General features: G+C 65.9%; 15 protein-coding genes and 1 pseudogene. 9 read left to right on the top strand and 7 right to left on the bottom strand.

The window, feature by feature from the left end:
* Positions 1-13: 13 nt before the first annotated feature.
* Both iniR and GGC64_RS27325 read right to left on the bottom strand, forming a co-directional pair.
* Positions 14-2,545, bottom strand: coding sequence for an isoniazid response ATPase/transcriptional regulator IniR (gene iniR / locus GGC64_RS27330; protein WP_192725712.1), 2,532 nt, complete (start codon positions 2,543-2,545; stop codon positions 14-16).
* A gap of 3 nt (positions 2,546-2,548) precedes the next feature.
* On the bottom strand, positions 2,549-4,336 hold the full coding sequence (locus GGC64_RS27325; protein WP_192725711.1) for an Hsp70 family protein: 1,788 nt from the start codon (positions 4,334-4,336) through the stop codon (positions 2,549-2,551).
* Between the two features lie 200 nt (positions 4,337-4,536).
* On the opposite strand from GGC64_RS27325, the gene GGC64_RS27320 reads away from it, so the two are divergent.
* The 4 genes from GGC64_RS27320 (at position 4,537) to GGC64_RS27305 (ending at position 9,923) form a co-directional block, all read left to right on the top strand.
* Positions 4,537-5,088 carry an Rv0340 family IniB-related protein gene (locus tag GGC64_RS27320; protein WP_192725710.1) on the top strand — a complete coding sequence of 184 codons (552 nt, stop codon included), beginning with the start codon at positions 4,537-4,539 and terminating at the stop codon, positions 5,086-5,088.
* 279 nt (positions 5,089-5,367) lie between these two features.
* Positions 5,368-6,399 (top strand): IniB N-terminal domain-containing protein, encoded by a 1,032-nt coding sequence (locus tag GGC64_RS27315; protein ID WP_192725709.1) that lies wholly within the window; start codon positions 5,368-5,370, stop codon positions 6,397-6,399.
* 101 nt (positions 6,400-6,500) lie between these two features.
* Positions 6,501-8,360 (top strand): dynamin family protein, encoded by a 1,860-nt coding sequence (locus GGC64_RS27310; protein WP_192725708.1) that lies wholly within the window; start codon positions 6,501-6,503, stop codon positions 8,358-8,360.
* Between the two features lie 78 nt (positions 8,361-8,438).
* A complete protein-coding gene (locus GGC64_RS27305; protein ID WP_192725707.1) occupies positions 8,439-9,923 on the top strand; it encodes a dynamin-like GTPase family protein in 1,485 nt (494 codons plus the stop codon).
* Positions 9,924-9,980: 57 nt separating this feature from the next.
* On the opposite strand, the gene GGC64_RS27300 is transcribed toward GGC64_RS27305, so the two are convergent.
* Positions 9,981-10,454, bottom strand: coding sequence for a hypothetical protein (locus GGC64_RS27300; protein WP_192725706.1), 474 nt, complete (start codon positions 10,452-10,454; stop codon positions 9,981-9,983).
* Between the two features lie 38 nt (positions 10,455-10,492).
* Between GGC64_RS27300 and GGC64_RS27295 the strand changes: the two genes are divergently transcribed.
* Positions 10,493-10,903: a hypothetical protein gene (locus tag GGC64_RS27295; protein ID WP_192725705.1), complete on the top strand. Its 411-nt coding sequence runs from the start codon at positions 10,493-10,495 to the stop codon at positions 10,901-10,903.
* A 63-nt stretch (positions 10,904-10,966) separates the two neighbouring features.
* Here GGC64_RS27295 and GGC64_RS27290 read toward each other — a convergent pair whose 3' ends face one another.
* On the bottom strand, positions 10,967-11,908 hold the full coding sequence (locus tag GGC64_RS27290; RefSeq protein WP_192725952.1) for an LLM class F420-dependent oxidoreductase: 942 nt from the start codon (positions 11,906-11,908) through the stop codon (positions 10,967-10,969).
* 89 nt (positions 11,909-11,997) lie between these two features.
* Here GGC64_RS27290 and tpx point away from each other — a divergent pair, with 89 nt between their 5' ends.
* Positions 11,998-12,501: a thiol peroxidase gene (gene tpx, locus GGC64_RS27285; protein ID WP_192725704.1), complete on the top strand. Its 504-nt coding sequence runs from the start codon at positions 11,998-12,000 to the stop codon at positions 12,499-12,501.
* A gap of 1 nt (position 12,502) precedes the next feature.
* Here tpx and GGC64_RS27280 read toward each other — a convergent pair whose 3' ends face one another.
* The 3 genes from GGC64_RS27280 to GGC64_RS27270 are packed head-to-tail and all read right to left on the bottom strand — an operon-like array spanning position 12,503 to position 14,385.
* Complete coding sequence (locus GGC64_RS27280; RefSeq protein WP_192725703.1) at positions 12,503-13,123, bottom strand: TIGR03085 family metal-binding protein; 621 nt, start codon at positions 13,121-13,123, stop codon at positions 12,503-12,505.
* Between the two features lie 9 nt (positions 13,124-13,132).
* Entirely contained in the window at positions 13,133-13,672 is a 540-nt protein-coding gene (locus GGC64_RS27275; RefSeq protein ID WP_192725702.1) for a hypothetical protein, read from the bottom strand.
* The gene (locus tag GGC64_RS27270; RefSeq protein WP_192725701.1) at positions 13,669-14,385 is read right to left on the bottom strand and encodes an MBL fold metallo-hydrolase; all 717 of its coding nucleotides are present in this window, start codon (positions 14,383-14,385) and stop codon (positions 13,669-13,671) included. Before GGC64_RS27270 ends, GGC64_RS27275 begins: the two co-directional genes overlap by 4 nt.
* A 134-nt stretch (positions 14,386-14,519) precedes the next feature.
* Between GGC64_RS27270 and GGC64_RS27265 the strand changes: the two genes are divergently transcribed.
* From GGC64_RS27265 to GGC64_RS27255, 3 genes and pseudogenes are all read left to right on the top strand, one after another.
* The gene (locus GGC64_RS27265; protein WP_192725700.1) at positions 14,520-17,696 is read left to right on the top strand and encodes an adenylate/guanylate cyclase domain-containing protein; all 3,177 of its coding nucleotides are present in this window, start codon (positions 14,520-14,522) and stop codon (positions 17,694-17,696) included.
* Positions 17,697-18,929: a glycosyltransferase gene (locus tag GGC64_RS27260; RefSeq protein ID WP_192725699.1), complete on the top strand. Its 1,233-nt coding sequence runs from the start codon at positions 17,697-17,699 to the stop codon at positions 18,927-18,929. It begins immediately after the preceding gene.
* Positions 18,930-19,017: 88 nt separating this feature from the next.
* A pseudogene (locus GGC64_RS27255) lies at positions 19,018-19,197 on the top strand (hypothetical protein); the annotation flags it as partial.
* Positions 19,198-19,215: the final 18 nt, after the last annotated feature.

The following is a 19,215-nucleotide window of genomic DNA, read 5'->3' as shown; positions in this document are numbered from 1 at the left end:
CGGCGTTGGGGGCTCAGCCCTGAGGGGCCAGCATGGCGCGCAGCATCGACAGCATCTCCGATCGCGAGTCGGCGCCGAGCCTGCGGCGGATCCGCGCGACGTGGTGCTCGACGGTCTTGGCGGAGATGAACAGCTGGCTGCCGATGTCCTTGTACGGCATGCCGAGCAGCAGCAGTTCGGCGACTTCGCGCTCGCGGTCCGACAGTCGCGACGAGGTCGGCCTCGACGGGCCGGAGCGGGCAGCGTCGGCAGTCGCGGTCACCGGCTCGATGCCGGGAGCCTCGTCGACCGCGGCCGTCTGCTTGAGGTCACGGGCCAACTGCAGCATCGCGCCGGAGACGCGGCCGTCGGGCGTCTGCAGGGCGGCCTGACTCGCCAGTCGGGTGGCATCCCAGGTCAGGCCGAACTGAGAAAGGCCACGCGCCGCCACGGTCACCTCGTCGATATCGACGTGATTGGCCAGCACCCGCAGCCACGTCCGGCCCGCGGTCGCCAGCGCCTTGGCCAACGCGCTGTCGGCTGCCGCGGCGGTCAACGCCTGACCGTGCGGCGCCACCGCGGCCGGCGAGTTGGCCAGGATGCCTGCATGCACACCGGCCCAATGCAACGGCACCGACCACAGTGGCGGATCGCCGAGCGACTCGAGCAACGAGAACGCCTCGGTCAGTGTGTGTTGCAAACGGTCGACTTGACGCATCCTGGCCGCGGCCACCCACAGCTCGCCGAGCGGCAAGAGCGAAAAGAGATCGACCGAGTATTCGGCGAGCACTTCCATCGCTGCGTACCAATGTTTTTGGACCGCGCCGCTGTCGCCGCTGCGCCTGGCGATCGCCGTCTGCAGCGCGGCGGCCCACAGCGCGTCGCGGCGGTGCAGGGGGGTCGCGGCCGTCGCGGCGACGTCGGCGGCGGCCGCCGAGAGCTGCCCGTCCTGCATGTGCACCCAGCCGAGTAACAGCCGGTGCCGGTGCGAATTGAAGGATTCATCTGCCGTGTCCAGCTGGCCACCGGATCGCACCGCACGCCCGATCACGCTGCGGGCGCGCACCGGATCACCGCCGTGCAGGGCAGCCAGGGTCACGAGTGCGGCCGGGGTGTCGGGTGCGACGCCAGCGGACTGTTGTTCGGCGATGATCGATTGACCAAGGCGCGCAACGGCAATCGGGAAGGGTTGATCAAGTGACAACAGCAGGCCCTCGGCCAGACTGCGCGCGGCGCGGGCGGTCGACGTCGGGGGTCCGGCGCTCTCGGCGGTCAGGGTCGACCGCGCCGCGTCTGCGTCGCCGGCGCCGACCAACACGATCGCGCCTGCCGCGCTGACGAATGCATCGGGATAGGGCCCCAGCCAACGGAAGAGGTCGGCCGCCTGCGCGGCGCCGCCGTCGTGCACGGCGACGCTGGCGGCGATCCGGACCGCGGCAGCGCGCTCGGCCGCGTCCTCGGAGCCGAGCAGTTCGTCGGCCAACCGGCCCGCGGTGGTGCAGTCACCGGTCAGTGCGAGCGCATCGGCCAGCCGAGTGGACAGCGCGGTTGCGCCCGCTTCGGCGGCCGCCCGGTACAGCCGCGCCGCGCGCGTCGGCTGGCCGTGGGCACGCGAGGCCAGGTCGGCCAGCGCGGTGGCCAGTCGGTCGTCGCGCAGCCCGTGTTCAGCCAGCCGCAGCGCGAGATCCGTTGAGAGCGTGGATGATTCGAGCTGAGAAACAAGTAGGGAGATCTCGGTGTCGTGGTGGCGCGCGGTGCCGATGATGCCCGCGATGCAACGGTGCACCGAGCGCAGGAAGGTGTGGCTGTGAGATGGCTCGATCAAGCCGCTTGCCCGGGCGCGGTCGACGAGGGCCTGCGCACCGTCTGCGCCGACCTTCAACGCCGCCGCGACGTCGTCGGGTCCGAGTTCGGGGCTCAGCGACGACACCAGCAGCGTGTCGAGCACCGGTTCGTCAAGGCGGCGCAACCGCTCGATCAACGCGAACTTGGCTGCCTGCATGATCGCTGTCGCTGGTGTTTCGCCGTCGGGTGAGCCTGCAGCGGCGATTGCGGGCGCGAGCAGAAACGGCAGGCCCGCCGTTGCCACCATCAGTGACCGGATGATCTCGGAAGTCGGTGGGGTGCTTAGTGTTTCGGTGACCAGGCGGTGCACCTCGGCCGGACTGAACGCGCCGAGCGAGACGATCGGGTTCTCGCGCTCGATCGCGGTGGTGAGCGAACGCAGCGCCGGGTGGTGTGCGAGCGGTTCCGCGGCCGCCACGACGATTGTTGCGGGATCGGCGACCAGCTCACCGAGTCGGGCGAGCTCCCCGTCGTCGAGAAGATGCGCATCGTCGATGACGACCGCCGCCGCGTCACCCTTCTTGGGTGGGCGGGTCAGCACCGGCACGTCGGCCGCGCGCAGCGCCGACCGGATCGAGGCGAGAACCGAACTCTTACCGGTGCCGATACCTCCGGAGACCAGGATCTTGACCGGGTCGGCCGGTGCGGCGAGGACCTGGGCCACCGCGTCGCGCGCGGCCGGCGGGATGTCGGACAGCGGATCGGGTGCCGGGGTGGCCATGGGTCACGGTGTAACGGACGTCGCCGGTGACAACGCGGCGGCGGTGGTGGTGGTCACCGGCTGCGTGGTCGTCGGTTGGGTGGTTGTCGGCTTCGTCGTCGTGGTGGTCGGCGGCGTCGTAGTCGTCGTCGTTGTCGTCGTGGTGGTGGTTGTCGTGGTGGTTGTCGTTGTGGTGGTGGACGACGTGGTGGTTTCGCTCGTCGTCGTCGGCGACGGCACCACCGTCGTGCTCGGCTCCCCGTTGGGGCCGGTCACCGTCACCGTCACCGGGGCGCCCTCGGTGGCGGGTCCGGTCGGCGACGGGCCGGTCTCGACATGCGTGGCCGTCTGCGTCACCGGGCCGCTGTTCTCGCTGCTGCTGGTCAGGGTGATCGCGAGCCCGCCAATGGCGAGCAGGACGGCCGCGGCCGCGGCCCCGAACAGAATGGGCGGACGCTTGTACCAGGGCAGCGGGGCCGCCTCCGGCTCGTAACCCTCTTCCTCGTGAGCGAACGCCATCTGCGGGCGCGCTTCGGTGCCGCCCTGATCGAAGGTGTAGTCCTCGCCGGAATACGGCACCGGCTCCCCGCCTGGTGCGTCGTCCTGCGACCACGCCAGCGCCCGGAACGTGGCAGACGCGGCGCCGTCGGACGCCGATTCGGAGGCGGCCAGGCCCGCCGCACCCGCGGCCCAGCCCGCCGCGGCCATGCCCGTCGGCGCATCCGCTGCGGGAGCCAATCCCGTCGGCGCCATGCCGGTTGGCGCATCGGCTTGGAGCCCCCGGTCGGCCACCAACGCGGCGCCCGCCGCGACGTTCAATTGTGACTGCGGTGTGGTGATGACGGGGGCGCGCAGGCGCTCGGACAGCTGCTGGGTGACCCGCGGGATGTTGGCTCCGCCACCGACGGTCGCCACTGCCGACACGTTGGCCAGCGGAATGTTGTTGCGCTGCAACGTTTCTTCGATGGTGTCGAGCAGGCCGGCCAGCGGCGCGGCGATCAAGCTCTCGAGTTCGTTGCGGGTGACGCGCACGTCGGAGTTGAAGCCCGGCAGCTCGGCGCGAACCACGGCCGCGGTCTCGGCCGAAAGCCGCTCCTTGGCCAACCGGGACTCCTCGCGAAGCCGGGCCAACGATCCGAGCCCCAGCGTCCCGGTCGGGTCGGCATTGTTGGCGTCGGCGATGCCGGCCATGACGTGGTTGAGCAGAACCTGGTCGATCTCGTCGCCGGAGAAGTCGGGGTAGCGGACGGTCTGGCCGATCTGGCCGAAGTTCGTGCCCGCGTCGGCCAGCGTGACACTGGTTCCGCTGCCGCCGAGGTCCACCAGCGCGACGACGCCGCTCGCCGGTAATCCGGGTGCGGCCTGCAACGCGGCGAATGCCGCAGCCGAGTCGGGGATGAGCGCAGCGGGCACACCATCGGGGGCGAGGCTCGGCTTGGCGCGTAGCGCGCCGCGCAGCGCGCCTACGGTCGCGGGACCCCAGTGCGCAGGCACGGCGATCGCGACGGGTGTGCCGCCACCGACCGCGCGCGACATCGCGTCGAGAGCCTCCACGAGCACGCGTTCACCCAGGTGCGGTGAGCCGTCGGCAGCGACCAGCGGAACCGGGTCGCCGACCCGCTCGACGAACCCGGTCAGCACCAGACCGGGGGATATGTCGTTCGGATTCGCCGCGTATTCGTAAGGCACGCCGACTTCGGGTGCTCGGTCGTTGAACAAGGTAAGCACGGAACGGCGCATCACCGGAGCGCGCCCGATTCGGGCTGCCACCAAGTTGGTCATCCCAATGGACAACCCAAGTGAGTCGTTCATGGTCTCCTCGTGTTTGGCAGTTCCACACGATAGCCGCCAAATCCCCCTAATGGTGGGAGAACCCCTAACGGTCAGTCCCCTAATGCCCGTGCGGCAGAGCTGGGTTTCGCACCGATCTAAGGGGGCGGCCCCGTCGATAGCATCGAGTCAAGCCTTTGGGCTACGCCGCATATATCTCTGCAATGGGAAGGAGGGTTTCCATGGCTAACTCGCTACTCGATTTCGTGATGTCGTTGGTGCGCGACCCCGACGCCGCCGCAGCCTACGCTGCTGATCCGGGACAGGCGATCGCCGACGCGCATCTGACCGATGTGACCAGTGTGGACGTCAACAATTTGATTCCGGTCGTTTCGGAATCGCTGTCGATGGCAGTGCCGTCAGCACCCTCGGGGGGTGCTGACACCGTGATCGACGATCATGCCAGCAATGTTTGGGCAAGTGGCGCTGCCACGGCCGCGTTCGATGCGTTCGACGATCATGTGCCTACGGTCGCAGTCGACGACGCTCACACCGTGGTCGACAATCTGGTCACCGATCCCGATGCCGCCGTGCATTCGGGCATCGACATGCTCGCCGACGCCGGGGTGCCGGACTTGGCTGGTGCCGACGATCCGTCGCTGCACTTCGACGGCCCGGTCATCGACGACGCGCCGGCCATCGAAGCGCATGCCGAGGACGACTGGAGCCACTCCGCGCCCGAGGATCACCACGTCGAGCCCGACCACGGTGGGTTCGACATCTTCGAAACGTAAAACACCAGCTCCATCGCACGATGCGCGGTCCGCACGGGCCGCGCATTTTGTGTGTTTGAGCTGCGAAAATGTTTCTGATTCAAACAACGCCCCACTAGATCCCTAACCACCCCCTAATCCCCTAACGGGGCCCCCACCCCAACCCCGGAGTGAATACGGTCAGGGAGGGGATTCGACCCCGTTTCTTCAACGCCGTCGGCTCCATAACGTTGTCACCAGTTCGCCGGACAGCCCGGCGACCAGCTTTCAAGAAAACCCACACAGAAAAGGACCACAGAAATGACCAACGTGATCGACTGGATTCTCGACCTCTTCCGCGACCCGGTTGCGGCCCAGAACTTCGTCAACGACCCCGACCGCGCAATGGCCAACGCCGGCGTTTCGGGCGTTACCGCCGCACAGGTGAACGCAGTGGCCGCCACGGTGGCGCCCGCCGCGGTCATCCACGGCGGTGGCAACCCGGTACACGGACTGCAGCAGGCGGTCGCCGAGACTCACGGCATCGCCTTCACCCCGCAGTACGCGCCGAGCTTCGCCCCGGAGACGCTGAGCAACAACGACACGCTCAGCCACAACCAGGCGTTCAGCAACAACGACACGCTGAGCCACAACGACGTGCTGAGCCCGAACGCCGGCCACGACGTTCAGCAGGGCGGCGTCAACCTGGACTTCGGTGACATCACCTTCGGCGACAAGACCACGAACACCGCGTCCGACGGCAGCGTGATCAACACTGGCACCGCAGGCGACATCGACAACACCAATGTCCACGGTGAGGGCAACGTGACCGGCGACGGCAATGTCGGCAACAGCACCGGCGACATCCTCGCGGGTGAGGGCTCGACCGTGCAGTCCGGCGGCATCGGCAACACCAGCGACAGCTCCGGCAGCATCCACAACAGCGGTGGCGGCGACGTCATCTCCGGCAACGAGGGCCCGGTCGTCAAGACCGGCGACATCGACACCAGCGGTGGCAATGCCGCGGGCGGCGACGGGGGCCACGCCGGCGGCGGCGGCATCCTGAGCGGTGGCGGCAGCGCCGATGGTGGCAACGCCAACGCCGGTGGCGGCGGCGCAGTGATCATCTCGCCGACGCAGACCACGAGCACCAACACCGGAGGCGGCGACGTCACCACGGTCGACACCCACGGCGGCAACGTTGGTGGAAACGTCGACGCCAGCCACCACGACGACAACTCGGTGCACACGGACAACAGCACGCACGACAGCCACAACGACAGTTCGGTTCACACCGACAACTCGGTGCACCAGGACATCGACACCCACGTGGACACCGGAATCCACTTCTGATCGAGACAACCAAATAGCGCAACTGGCGGGGACCAACCTCAGGTCCCCGCCAGTTGGCACGCCTACCGTTGACGAAACGGCGGCAATCAAAAAGGGACACCATGACGCAACCGAATGACCCCCGCAAGGTCAAGGTCATCGTTGAACTGATCGACCACACGACCAAGATCGCCGAGACGCAGGGTCGCGGTGATCTGGCTCAGCGGATGGTCAGGGCCAAAGATCGGATCAGTGATCCGCAGATTCGCGTCGTGATCGCCGGCCAGCTCAAGCAGGGCAAGAGTCAATTGCTCAATTCGCTGCTGAATGTTCCGGTTTCGCGCGTCGGTGATGACGAAACCACGGTGGTCGCCACGATGGTGTCCTACGGCGAACAGGCCACCGCGAAGCTGATTGTGGCGGCCTCCGATGAGGGCGAACCCGAGGCGATCGAGATTCCGATCGCCGATATCAAAAACGATCTGCGTCGCCACCCCGCGGCAGGGGGCAGGCAGGTGCTGCGCGTCGCGGTCACTGCGAACAGCCCGCTACTCAAGGGCGGTTTGGTGTTCGTCGACACGCCCGGCGTCGGTGGCCACGGACAGCCACACCTGTCGGCGACCCTTGGACTGCTGCCCGACGCGGACGCGATGCTGATGGTCAGCGACACCAGCCAGGAGTTCACCGAACCCGAGATGACGTTCATCCGGCAGGCGTTCGAAATCTGTCCCGTCGCAACGATTGTCGCGACGAAGATCGATCTGTACCCGCACTGGCGGCAGATCGTCGAAGCTGACAAGGGCCATCTGCAACGCGCAGGCTTGTCGATCCCGATGATCCCGGCGTCGTCGCTGCTTCGCAGCCATGCGATCCAGCTGAACGACAAGGAACTCAACGAGGAGTCCAACTTCCCCGCCATCGTGAAGTTCCTCAGCGAGAGGGTGCTGTCAAGGGAAAACGACAGGGTCCGCGACCAGGTGCTCGCCGAGATCCGCTCTGCTGCTGAACATTTGACACTCACGGCCAATTCCGAACTGTCGGCACTCAACGATCCGGATACGCGTGAACGGCAGAAGGCCGAGCTGGAGCGGCGCAAGCAGGAAGCACAGGAGGCGTTGCAGCAGACCGCGCTGTGGCAGCAGGTGCTCAACGACGGAATCGCCGATCTGACAGCAGATGTCGACCATGACCTGCGTGGCAGGTTCCGCGCCATCACCCAGCACACCGAACACGTCATCGACACGTGTGATCCGACCCATCACTGGGCCGAGATCGGCGCGGAGCTGGAGAACGCCATCGCCACCGCGGTCGGCGACAACTTCGTCTGGGCCTATCAGCGCGCCGAGGTGCTCGCGCAGGAAGTCGCGCGAACGTTCGTCGAGGCAGGGCTGGAGGCAGTCGACATGCCGCAGCTCGATGCGCGCGAAATGGGCGCCAGCCTTGGGGAAATCAAATCGCTGTCCAGGCTGGAGGCCAAGCCGATCAAGGCCGGCCACAAGGTCGTCACCGGTATGCGCGGCTCCTACGGCGGCGTGCTGATGTTCGGCATGCTGAGCTCGTTCGTCGGGCTGGGCATGTTCAACCCGCTGTCGCTGGGCGCTGGTCTTCTGTTGGGCCGCAAGACCTATAAGGACGACATGGAGAACCGCATGATGCGGGTGCGTAGCGAGGCGAAGATGAACATGCGTAAGTTCATCGACGACGTCTCGTTCGTGGTGACGAAGGAATCCCGCGACCGGCTCAAGGGAATTCAGCGTCAGCTCCGCGACCATTACCGCGGCATCGCCAACCAGACAACCCGATCGCTGAACGAGTCGCTGCAGGCGAACATCGCCTCGGCACAGCTCGAGGAGGCCGAGCGCAATACCCGCATCAGGGAACTCGAGCGTCAGCTCAACATTCTCAAACAGGTGACCGAGCACGCAGTCAGCTTGGCGCCGGGCGCCACCGAAGCACCCCGTCAACCGGTGGGGACGTCGTAAGCCTCGACACGTTCTAAGCTGGACCTCCGGTCATTGCCGAGCGGAGGACAGCCAGGGGACTTTGGTGAGTAGCGCGAGATGAGCACTAGCGATCAGGTGCGCGCGATCCTGGGCGGGACCATTCAGGCTTACCGCAACGATCCGGCCTACCAGCACCGGCCCGATGTCCACAACGAGTTGGAGCGCATCGGCTACCGGCTCAACCAGCCGATCCGAATCGCGCTGGCGGGCACGCTGAAAGCGGGTAAGTCGACGCTGGTGAATGCGCTTGTGGGCGAGGACATCGCGCCGACCGACGCGACCGAGGCCACCCGCATCGTCACCTGGTTCCGGCACGGTCCCATCCCGAAGGTGACCGCCAACCACCGCGGGGGCAGACGCTCCAACGTCCCGATCGCCCGCGACGGTGGGCTGACATTCGACTTCGCAAGGCTTGATCCCGAGGATGTCGCTGATCTGGACGTGGAGTGGCCCGCGGCCGAGCTGATCGACTCGACGATCATCGACACCCCGGGCACGTCGTCGCTGAACCGGGATGTCTCACAACGCACGCTGCGGTTGCTGGTGCCCGAGGACGGCGTGCCGCGCGTCGACGCGGTGGTATTCCTGCTGCGCACACTGAACGCCGCGGACATCGCGCTGCTCAAGCAGATCGGCGAACTCGTGGGCGGGTCGGCAGGCGCGCTCGGCGTGATCGGGGTCGCGTCGCGGGCCGACGAGATCGGCGCGGGCCGGATCGACGCGATGCTGTCGGCCAAGGACGTCGCCAAGCGGTTCACCGCCGAGATGGACAAGACCGGCATCTGTCAGGCCGTGGTGCCGGTGTCCGGTCTGCTGGCGCTGACCGCCCGCACGTTGCGGCAGAGCGAGTTCGTCGCGCTGGAGAAGTTGTCCGGGGTGGATGCCGTCGAGCTCACCAAGGCCATGCTTTCGGTGGACCGCTTCGTGCGCGAGGACAGTTCGTTGCCTGTCGACGCCGCCACCCGCGCAGCCTTGCTGGACCGGTTCGGCATGTTCGGCATCAGGATTTCGATCGCGGTGCTGCGCGCCGGAGTCAGCGATTCGGTGGCGCTTGCCGACGAACTACTGGAACGCAGCGGGCTGGTGGCGCTGCGCGACGTCATCGACCAACAGTTCGCGCAACGGTCGGATCTGCTCAAGGCACACACCGCGCTGCTGTCGCTGCGCCAGTTCGTCCAGACCAACCCGATCTATGCGACGCCGTACATCCTCGCCGACATCGACCCGCTGCTCGCCGACACCCATGCCTTCGAAGAGCTTCGCCTGTTGAGTGCATTGCGTTCGCGCGCAACGACTTTGAATGAGGACGAGATCGCCTCACTGCGGCGCATCATCGGCGGCTCCGGCACCGACGCGGCCAGCAGGCTGGGGCTGCAGCCCGATGCGCCCTACGACGGGCCGCGGGCGGCATTCGCGGCGGCCCAGCGGTGGCGGCGCCGCGCCGACCATCCACTCAACGATCCGTTCACCACTCGCGCATGCCGCGCCGCGGTGCGTAGCGCCGAGGCACTGGTCGCCGAATACGCCGCACGCGGACGCTGATTCCCGCTTAGCGGGTTGAATACTGACGCCTGGCGTGGGTGATCAACCCGTTAAACCTCACGGCGGGGGTGGGACAGTCACGGTCTGAGTGACGGTGCTGGTGCTCGTGCTGGTGCTGACGCTCGTGCTGACGCTCGGTTCGGTCGTCGTCGTCGTTGTGGTCGTCGTGGTCGTGGTGGTTGTCGTCGTCGGCTCGGTCGTCGTTGTGGTGGTGGTCTGCTCGGTGGTCGTCGGCGCCGTCGTCGTCGCCGCGGTCGTCGTTGGTGCAGTCGCCGAGGTCGTGGTGCGGGTGATCGGGGTCAGCGTGGTCGCAGGCTCGGGCGAACTGCCGCCGGTGAGCAGCTTGACCAGACCAAAGATGATCAACGCGACCACCACAGCGCCGACCGCACCGAACGCCACCAGCGCTACCGGTTTGCGGTACCAGGGCACAACGTCTGCCGGCGGGGCACCGGCATCGCCGTAGTTGAGGTATGCGGTCGGCTGGTTGTCGGGATTGTTCGGATCGTCGGGAGGTCCGTAGCGCGCCACGGGCTCTGATAGTAGGCGGTCAGGGCTGCGGATAGAGCGTGCGCGTCACATTCGTGCGCGGCCCGCGGCGCGTCGTCGACGGCGAAGACTCCTCGCCGCTCGGCGGCGTGTACGGCTGCGTCCATGCGGTGTGCGTGGTGCTCGTCGTGTCCGTGCTGGATGTGTCAGACGACGACGTGGTGGATGACGGCCCGTCGATGTCGGTGGTGACGGGCGGACTGGTGCTGGTGATCGTCGCGGTGGTGGTGGTCGTCGACGAGTGGCTGGCGGTCGCCGAGTACGACGGATCGACGAAATTCAGCGGCGCCTGCTCGGGCTCGCCGAATTGGCGTGACACAAAAGTCACCGCCGCGATCATGATTCCGATCGCGGCGATGCCCGCAACGCTCGCCCCGATGACGTTCGGCGTGCGGTTGTACCACGGCGTTTCCGACGACTCGTCGTCGTAGTCGTCGGGGTCCGCGCCTGCCATGGCCAGTGATAGTAGCCGCGGGTTCGGCCCCGCGGCCGGGTCAGGCGAACTGCGGCACGACCTGGGAGGCGAAGAACTCCAGGTGGTCGAGGTCGGACATATCGAGAAGCTGCAGGTAAGACCGCTGCACGCCGGCATCTACATAGGGGCCGAGCTTGTCGGCGATCTCCGCAGGGGTTCCCACCAGCGGGGAGTTGCTGCGCAGTTCGTCCACCTCGCGTCCGATGGCGTCCGCGCGCCGGGCGATCTCGGCGTCGTCGCGTCCTGCGCACACGACGAACGCCGCCGAGTACGTCAGCGCGTCCGCAGGCCGACCCGCCTCGGCCAGCGCCGCGGCCACCCGCGCGAATTGGGTCTTGGCCGTGTCCAGCGGCGCGAACGGGATGTTGAACTCGGCGGCGAACCGGGCCGCCAGTGCCGGGGTGCGCTTGGCGCCACCGCCGCCGATGATGATCGGCGGGTGCGGGGTCTGCGCCGGCTTGGGCAGCGCCGGCGACTCCACCACCGTGTACTGCCCGCCGGAGTAGTCGTACTTCTCGCCGACGGGTGTCGTCCAGAGTCCGGTGATGATCTCGAGTTGCTCGGTCAGCCGGTCGAAGCGCTCGCCGAGCGGCGGGAACGGAATCGCGTAGGCCTGGTGTTCGGCCTCGAACCAACCCGCGCCGATGCCCAATTCCACACGACCACCGCTCATTTCGTCGACCTGGGCTACCGAGATCGCGAGCGGCCCCGGATGACGGAAGGTCGCCGAGGTGACCATCGTGCCCAGGCGGATGGTCGACGTTTCGCGCGCGATACCGGCCAGCGTCACCCAGGAGTCGGTCGGGCCGGGCAGCCCTTCGCCGCTCATCGCGACGTAGTGGTCGGACCGGAAGAATGCCGAATAGCCCAGCGACTCGGCGGCGCGCGCGACGGCGAGTTGGTCGGAATAGGTGGCGCCCTGCTGGGGCTCGACGAAGACGCGGAAATCCACGACCGCCAGCCTAGGGCGGTATATGGAGGTCGTCGACCGCAGCCCTGATCGCTGACCCCTGACATGAGCCGCGGCCCCGCCGCTGGCACACTGTACGAATGGCACAGATAACGCTTCGTGGAAACGCGATCAACACCGTCGGCGAACTGCCCGCCGTCGGATCCCCCGCTCCCCAATTCACCCTGATCGGCACCGACCTCGGCGAGGTGAGCAGCGAGCAGTTCCGCGGTAAGCCGTTGTTGCTCAACATCTTTCCGTCAATCGATACGCCGGTCTGCGCCACCAGCGTCCGGGTATTCAATGAGCGGGCACAGGCCAGCGGGATGACCGTGCTGTGTGTGTCGAACGATCTGCCGTTTGCTCAAAAGCGGTTCTGCGGCGCAGAGGGCATCGAGAACGTCACCACGGCATCGGCGTTCCGCGGAAGCTTCGGAGAGGACTACGGCATCACGATCGCCGACGGCCCCTTTGCCGGTCTTCTCGCCCGCGCCGTTGTCGTGATCGGCGCGGACGGCAATGTCGCCTACAGCGAGCTGGTTCCTGAGATCGCCTCCGAACCCAGCTACGACGCCGGACTCGACGCGCTCGGCGCCTCGGTCTAGCTCACAGGCTGCGCCTGGCGGTGCGGACCGCCTGGGCCGCCTGCGCGTCGGAGAACGTCAGCCGTACCTCGTCACGTCCGGACAAGAACAGCAGCAGTTCCTCGGGTTCACCGGTGACGATCAGCTCCGGTCCGTTGCCGACGGTGGCGAGCGTCTTGCCGTCCGGCGTACGAAGCGACACCCGCGCCGGTGACCTGCCCAGGCTCAGCCTGGCCATCAGTGGAAGACCGCGGCCCAGCGCCTTCACCAGTGCGTCGTCGAGTCGCCTTGGCTCCCAACCGGTTTGGGCTCGGCGGACGTCCTCGTGGTGAATGAACATCTCCCCGAGGTTGGCAACCGGATCGAGAAGCTTGAACGGCGAATACAGCGGCGGGCCGGAGGCGATCTTGGCAAGCAGGTCGTCCCATGCGGTGGTCTTCGTGACCTGTCGCTGCACCCTGCCGGTGTAGCCGGCGAGGAACGGGACGACGACTCCTGCCGTCGCATCCAGCCTGCCTTCGCGAACCACAAGGTGTGCGGCCAGGTCGCGGGTGGTCCAGTCACCGCACAGCGTCGGTGCGTTGGGGCCGACGTTGCGCATCGTGTCCACGAGGGCGGCGCGTTCGCGCTGAGCCGCAGTCATGGTGAAACTCTAGAACGCCTGCACGCCCTCGACAGCGATAACCATGCCGTGGCCGGTGCCGTCCTTGGTGAACCTGGTGCCCTCTTCACTGGCCTCGATGGTCCAACCGACCGCCGAGTAGGTCTTGTAGTCGAGCCTGACCACCGGAATGTCGCCCAGATTGCCCACGAGCCAACTGAGTTCACCGTTCGAGTTGACGCGGACCCCGTTGGCCTTCGTGCCGTCGAGCACGGGCGCGTTGGTGAACTCCGCCTCGCACCCGACTTCGGCGTTGTCGAGCTGGCAGCGCGTCTTGCCCGACTTCGTCTCGATGAACACATAGCCGTTCTCCGGCGTCAGCTCCTCCCCACCTGGCGCATCCGGAGTACGGCTCGGCGCGGGTGTCAGTGTCTTCGGCGGTGCGGCCGTCGGCTTGGCGGGCCGACTGGTCGGAAAGCTCGGCTCGGTGGGCTCCGTTGGATTGATCACGGGCGTGCCGGAGGTGCTGGTCTGGCAGCCCGTCAGTACGGCGAAGGCGAGGACGAGAGCAACTGTCTGCCGTGGCGTCATCCAGTGCTCGCCATCCGGGCGTATTCGCCGGCGAGCACCCGCAGTTGCGCGGCGCCGTCACCGGTGTAGGACGAACCGTGCATGATGGCCAGCGTAGTCGGGTTCAGCTGGGCGAGCTGTTCAAGCGTCGGACCCAGATTCGTCGTCAGCCCTGTCGCATGGAACACCTCTTCGGCCTCTAATGCCGGTGCCACACAGTCGGATTCGGTGACTGCCGGACCCTGGCCGACTTGCGTGAAGATATCGCCGGCCAGCAGCGTAGATGTCGTCTCGTCGAACCACAGGCCGGCCTCCCAGTTGTGCGGGACGTGCGGAGTGGCGATGAACCTCAGCCGGTGACCGCCGACATCATGTACGCCGTCGGGCGCGATCACCGGCACGCGGTCGCACAGGTCATTGAGTGATACCGCGCAGGCCAGCGCGCCATGGATGACTTCGGCGTTGGGCGCGGCGGCCAACAGCAGATTGACCGCACCGCATTCGTCGGCTTCGACGTGACCGAATGAGATCCAGCGCAGCTTCTCCAGTGGGACGACCCGGTTGATGGCGTCGGACACCAGCGGGAACAAGTGTCGGTGCCCGCAGTGAAAGAGGAACGGTTCGTCGCCCGTCAACAGGAACTGGTTGAAGGTGAAGCCCCTCGGCGGGACGTCCGCAACATAGGTGGAGAGCCGGTAGATATCTGTTGCGATCTCAACAACTTCCGTTTGCATGGTTCGATGGTCCGCTCCGAAGGCCCATGTTGTCGCGGTAATGAAGCTCTCCGTGAGAGTTCGCCCGGCGAAAGCTAATCGAGGTGCGTCGGGGTAGGCGATCATGGGACAGTTGCGACGGAGAGTTGCGGGGGATGGTCAGTCCGGTCGATGAGGCGACGAGTCGGTGCGGGTCGTGCGGAAACGACCTGCGGGTCAAGGCGCGCTTCTGCGATGTATGCGGTTCGCCGGTCGGCTTGCCGCTAGTCACCGAGTACAAACAGGTGACGGTGCTGTTCGTCGATGTGGTCGGATCGATGAAGCTGGCCGCGGTGCTGCACCCAGAGCGCCTGCGGGAAATCATGAACGAGTTGTTCAACCGTGCCGCGGCGGTGGTGCAGCGTTATCAGGGCACGCTGGACAAGTTCACCGGCGACGGATTGATGGCGCTGTTCGGTGCTCCGGTGGCGCTGGAAGACCATGCGCTGCGGGCGTGTATCGCAGCGTTGGAGATTCAGACGGTCACTCAGCAGTTCGCCGTCGAGGTTTTCCGCCTCGACAGGGTGCGGCTGGAGGTTCGCGCCGGCCTGAATTCCGGTCAGGTCATCACCGGTTCGATGGGTTCTGGTGCCGGTCAGTACACGGCGGTGGGCCACCCGGTAGGCATGGCGCAACGGATGGAATCCGCCGCGCCTCCGAGTGGGGTGTTGTGTTCGTTGTCGACCGCGCGACTGGTCGACGGCGTCGCCCACCTTGCGCCTGTCGAGGAAGTGGTGATCAAAGGATCCGACGCGCCGGTGCCTGCCCGTCGCCTTCTCGCAGTCGGCTCGCGCCAAATGGTGTTGGGGCGCAACGAAGGTGCGTTGGTGGGGCGCGATGCCGACTTGGATCGCCTGCAGCGCATCTTCGAAACCAACAGCAGTCATCTGGTGGGTGTGGAGGGCGCGGCCGGATTGGGTAAGAGCCGACTGATCGCCGAATTCAGCGCGTGGGCCGCAGGTGGGGATACGCAGATTGTGCTGGCACGCTGCGATGCCCATACGACCAACGTGGCGTTCCGTGCGTTGTCGCGGATGTTGCGGGCGATGTTCGCGGTGGACGGCCTCGATGACGCCGATGCCCGCGCCCGCGTGCTGTCGCGATGTGGTGCAGCGCTGATACCCGACTCGGCTGACGCACACATCCTTTTCGATGTGATGGGCATCGCCGATGCCGGTGCCCCGGCATTGCAAGTCAGTGTCGACGGACGCAGACGGCGGTTGGTCAAGGTGATGTCGGAGGCGGTGCTCGCCAGGCCCGAGCGGATCGTGTTCGTGCTCGAAGATGCGCATTGGATAGACGTGCCGAGCGACGAGGTTCTCGCGGACTTTGCAGACACACTCGGCGCGACCGAGTCGATGTTCGTGACGACCTTTCGTCCCGAGTATCAAGGTGCGCTGAAGCAGGGTGAGACGCTCGTACTGCAACCGCTATCGGATGCAATGGCGGTCCGGTTGGTCTGCCAACTCTTGGGTAGTGATCCGTCGATAGCGCCCCTTGTGCAGCGGATTGCTGTTGCCGCGGTAGGCAATCCGTTCTTCGTCGAGGAGATAGTCCGCGACTTGGCCGACCGCGGTGTACTAGCCGGGAGCCGTGGCAGTTATCGACTGTCCGGCGATGTAGACGAGATCGGGGTGCCGGCCACGGTGCAAGCTGTGCTGTCGGCCCGTATTGATCGGCTGCCGGCAGAGGCCAAGGCGATCATGAATGCGGCCGCGGTGATCGGCAACCGGTTCGACACCGATACTTTGCAAGCTCTTATCCCGGATACCATCTCGTCTGCATTGGCCGACCTGGTGTCGGCCGAATTGATCGACCAGACCGAGTTCATTCCGCGACAACGGTATTGCTTCCGGCATCCGCTGGTTCGCACGGTGGCTTACGAATCGCAGCTCAACACTGCGCGAGCGCAAGCGCATCGTCGGTTAGCCGCGGCGATTGAGCGGCGCGAACCAGACTCCGACGAGAATGCAGCTTTGATCGCAACGCATTTGGAAGCGGCCGGTGAACTCGTGGACGCATACCACTGGCGTATGCGCGCAGGCTCATGGCTTCGGGCGCGGGATATGGCGGCAGCTCGTAGTCAATGGCAGGAGGCCAGCAACCTTGCCGACCAGTTGTCCGATGATCACGAGGGTGTCATCGGGATGCGGATCGCGCCACGGACCATGCTGATATCGACGGCGTCATTCGTCGGTATTGACCCCGACGGCGATGAGCAATATCGCGAGTTGCGAGAATTGACACTACTCGCCGATGACATCAGGTCACTCGCGATCGCCACTGCGGGACGCATTATTTCGTTTACGTTCAACGAGGTTCGCGTACCAGAAGCCGCAGCGCTGGCTGCAGAGGCCGAAGATATGCTCCGCGCTCTGGACTGGGCCACGGTCCCAGAGATCGACATCATTCTGATTGCCGTAATCCGTGCCTATTACGCCAACTGCGACTTCGACGCGGCCCTCCGAGTGAGTGAGGAAATCCTGGCGCGGCCGCCCCAAGAGATGACTATTGAATACGCGGGGAACTTCACGTTTCGGGGTGTTATCGAGATGTACCGCGGTCAGTTCGAGATGGGCCGGCAGCACATTCGAGAAGGAATGCAGAAGGCGAGAGCCCTGCCGCCGGTCAGTGCCGCGATCATCTACTCTTTCACGGGCCTCATCGTTGCAATGGGACTTTACGAGCCTTACGACCTGGTCGACGAGATGTGCGAGGTGCTACGACGCGCTGAGTCATTTGGCGACATCTGCGGCATCATCGACGCTCAATTCGCCTACGGTGCGGTGCTGTTACGCGCACGGAACTCGTCGGAGGATGAGGCGATCGACGTACTCCGACGGGCGCGCGCCAATATCGATAAGCACGATGTGCAGACCAACACATTACCGATTATCGGTGCTGACCTTGCGCTGAATGCTGCCAGGAAAGGCCATCGAGACGAAGCAATCGACGACCTCCGCGCCCTGTTCGCACTTCACGTGCAAAACGGCATTCGAGTCGAGATTGGCTGCGCGGGTGAGGCACTCGTCAAGCTGCTCATCGATCGCGGCGGAGCCGGCGACTTCGAGGAGGTCCACGCACTGCTGGATGACTGGCAGGTCCGGCGCCCCGACATTCCCGCCGCGGACCTGTGGTGGCTGAAGTCGAGGGCTTTGTTGGCGGACGCGGAGGGCGATTCCCAAAGCTGCGCCGAGCTGAGCAAGGACTACCTCGCGCTGTGCGAAAAGCTTGACGCCCGTGGGCTACTCGCCGAGGCGCGCCGAATGGTTGGTACAGGGAGGGAGACATAGATGGCACGGATCTTGGCGTATACATCGCCCGCATTGGGGCACGCGTTGCCGATCAGTGCGCTGCTCTCGGAGTTGGGGCGTCGCGGCCATGAGATCCACCTACGCACGCTGCGCGCCGCTGTAGAGACCGGCCAACACCTCGGGTTCAACACCGACACCATCGACCCGCGGATCGCGGCGATTGAGCACGACGATTGGAAGGCCAGCAAGGCGCCCGACGGGCTGAAACGCGCGTTCGCCGTGTTCGGCAGGCGCGCTCCGCTCGAAATAGCCGACCTCGCGGATGCAGTCGAACACGTCAAGCCGGATGCACTGCTCGTGGACGTGTTGTGCTGGGGTGCGCTGTCCGCCGCAGAAGCCGGCACCATCCCATGGGCTTGCTTCTCACCCTTCACACCCCTGCTGCGCGCAGACGGGATGCCGCCCTTCGGCCCGGGTCTGAAACCGTTGCCCAGTGTCGTCGGGCGCGTTCGCGACACCCTGCTGCGGACCATGATGAGCGGCACAGTCAACAGCGGGTTGCCCGCTCTGAACGCGGCTCGCGAAGGTATCGGATTGCAGCTAGTCCGTTCGATGGACGAGTTCTGGCGTCGCGCACCGCTGATGCTGGTCGCGAGCGGCAAACCGTTCGAATATCCGCATGCCGACTATGGCGACGCGGTACAGATGATCGGGCCGTGCGCACTTGATCCGGCAGACACTGCCCCGACGTGGCTGACGTCGATTGACCGGCCGATCGTCCTCGTCACGACGTCGTCGGAAAAACAGGGCGACGACAACCTTGTTCAGACCGCGATGGCTGCCCTGGCCGACGAACCGGTGCACGTGGTTGCGACCCTTCCCGCCGCGGAACCAAACGCGCTGTCTGCGACGCCTAATGCCACAGTCTGCCGGCTCGTCCCACACGGTCCTGTGCTCGACCGCTCGGTGTGTGCGGTGACGCACGGCGGTATGGGCGCAACTCAAAAAGCCCTACTGCACGGGGTTCCCGTTTGCGTCGTGCCCTTCGGGCGTGACCAGTTCGAGGTTGCGCGACGCGTCGAGGTAGCCCGATGCGGCACTCGGTTGCCTGCGAAAAAGCTGTCGGCCGAACGCCTTCGCGCGAAGGTGCGAGAGGCGATGACGATGACCGACGGCGCAAAACGCGTGGCTGAGGGCTTTGCGGCTACCGGCGGTCTGGCCCGCGGAGCGGATCTCTTCGAGCAGCGCGCGCTCGGACTTCGTGCCGGCTGAGCACGCACGTAATTCCATTTAGCGAGCGCCGCACCACTGGAAGGTGTATCACTGGTACACCGTCGTTCGGTCTATCGAGGTGGGTCAGATGGCACGCGTTGATTTGTTCGCAAAGATTCCGTTGATCGGGATGACCCTCGTGTTTTTGGCGATGTTCATCGTCGCGGTAACCGCGTATCTGCACGCCGGTTGGTATTCGATAATCGGCTACGCGATCGCCGCGGTCGTCGCCGTGTGCGGCTTTGTCATGACGTTTCGTGACGTCAGCGATACGCCGGGACCCCCG

The sequence above is a fragment of the Mycobacterium sp. OAS707 genome (genome assembly GCF_014873705.1).
Taxonomy (GTDB): Bacteria; Actinomycetota; Actinomycetes; order Mycobacteriales; family Mycobacteriaceae; genus Mycobacterium.
This window is presented reverse-complemented; position numbering and strand designations above follow the sequence as displayed.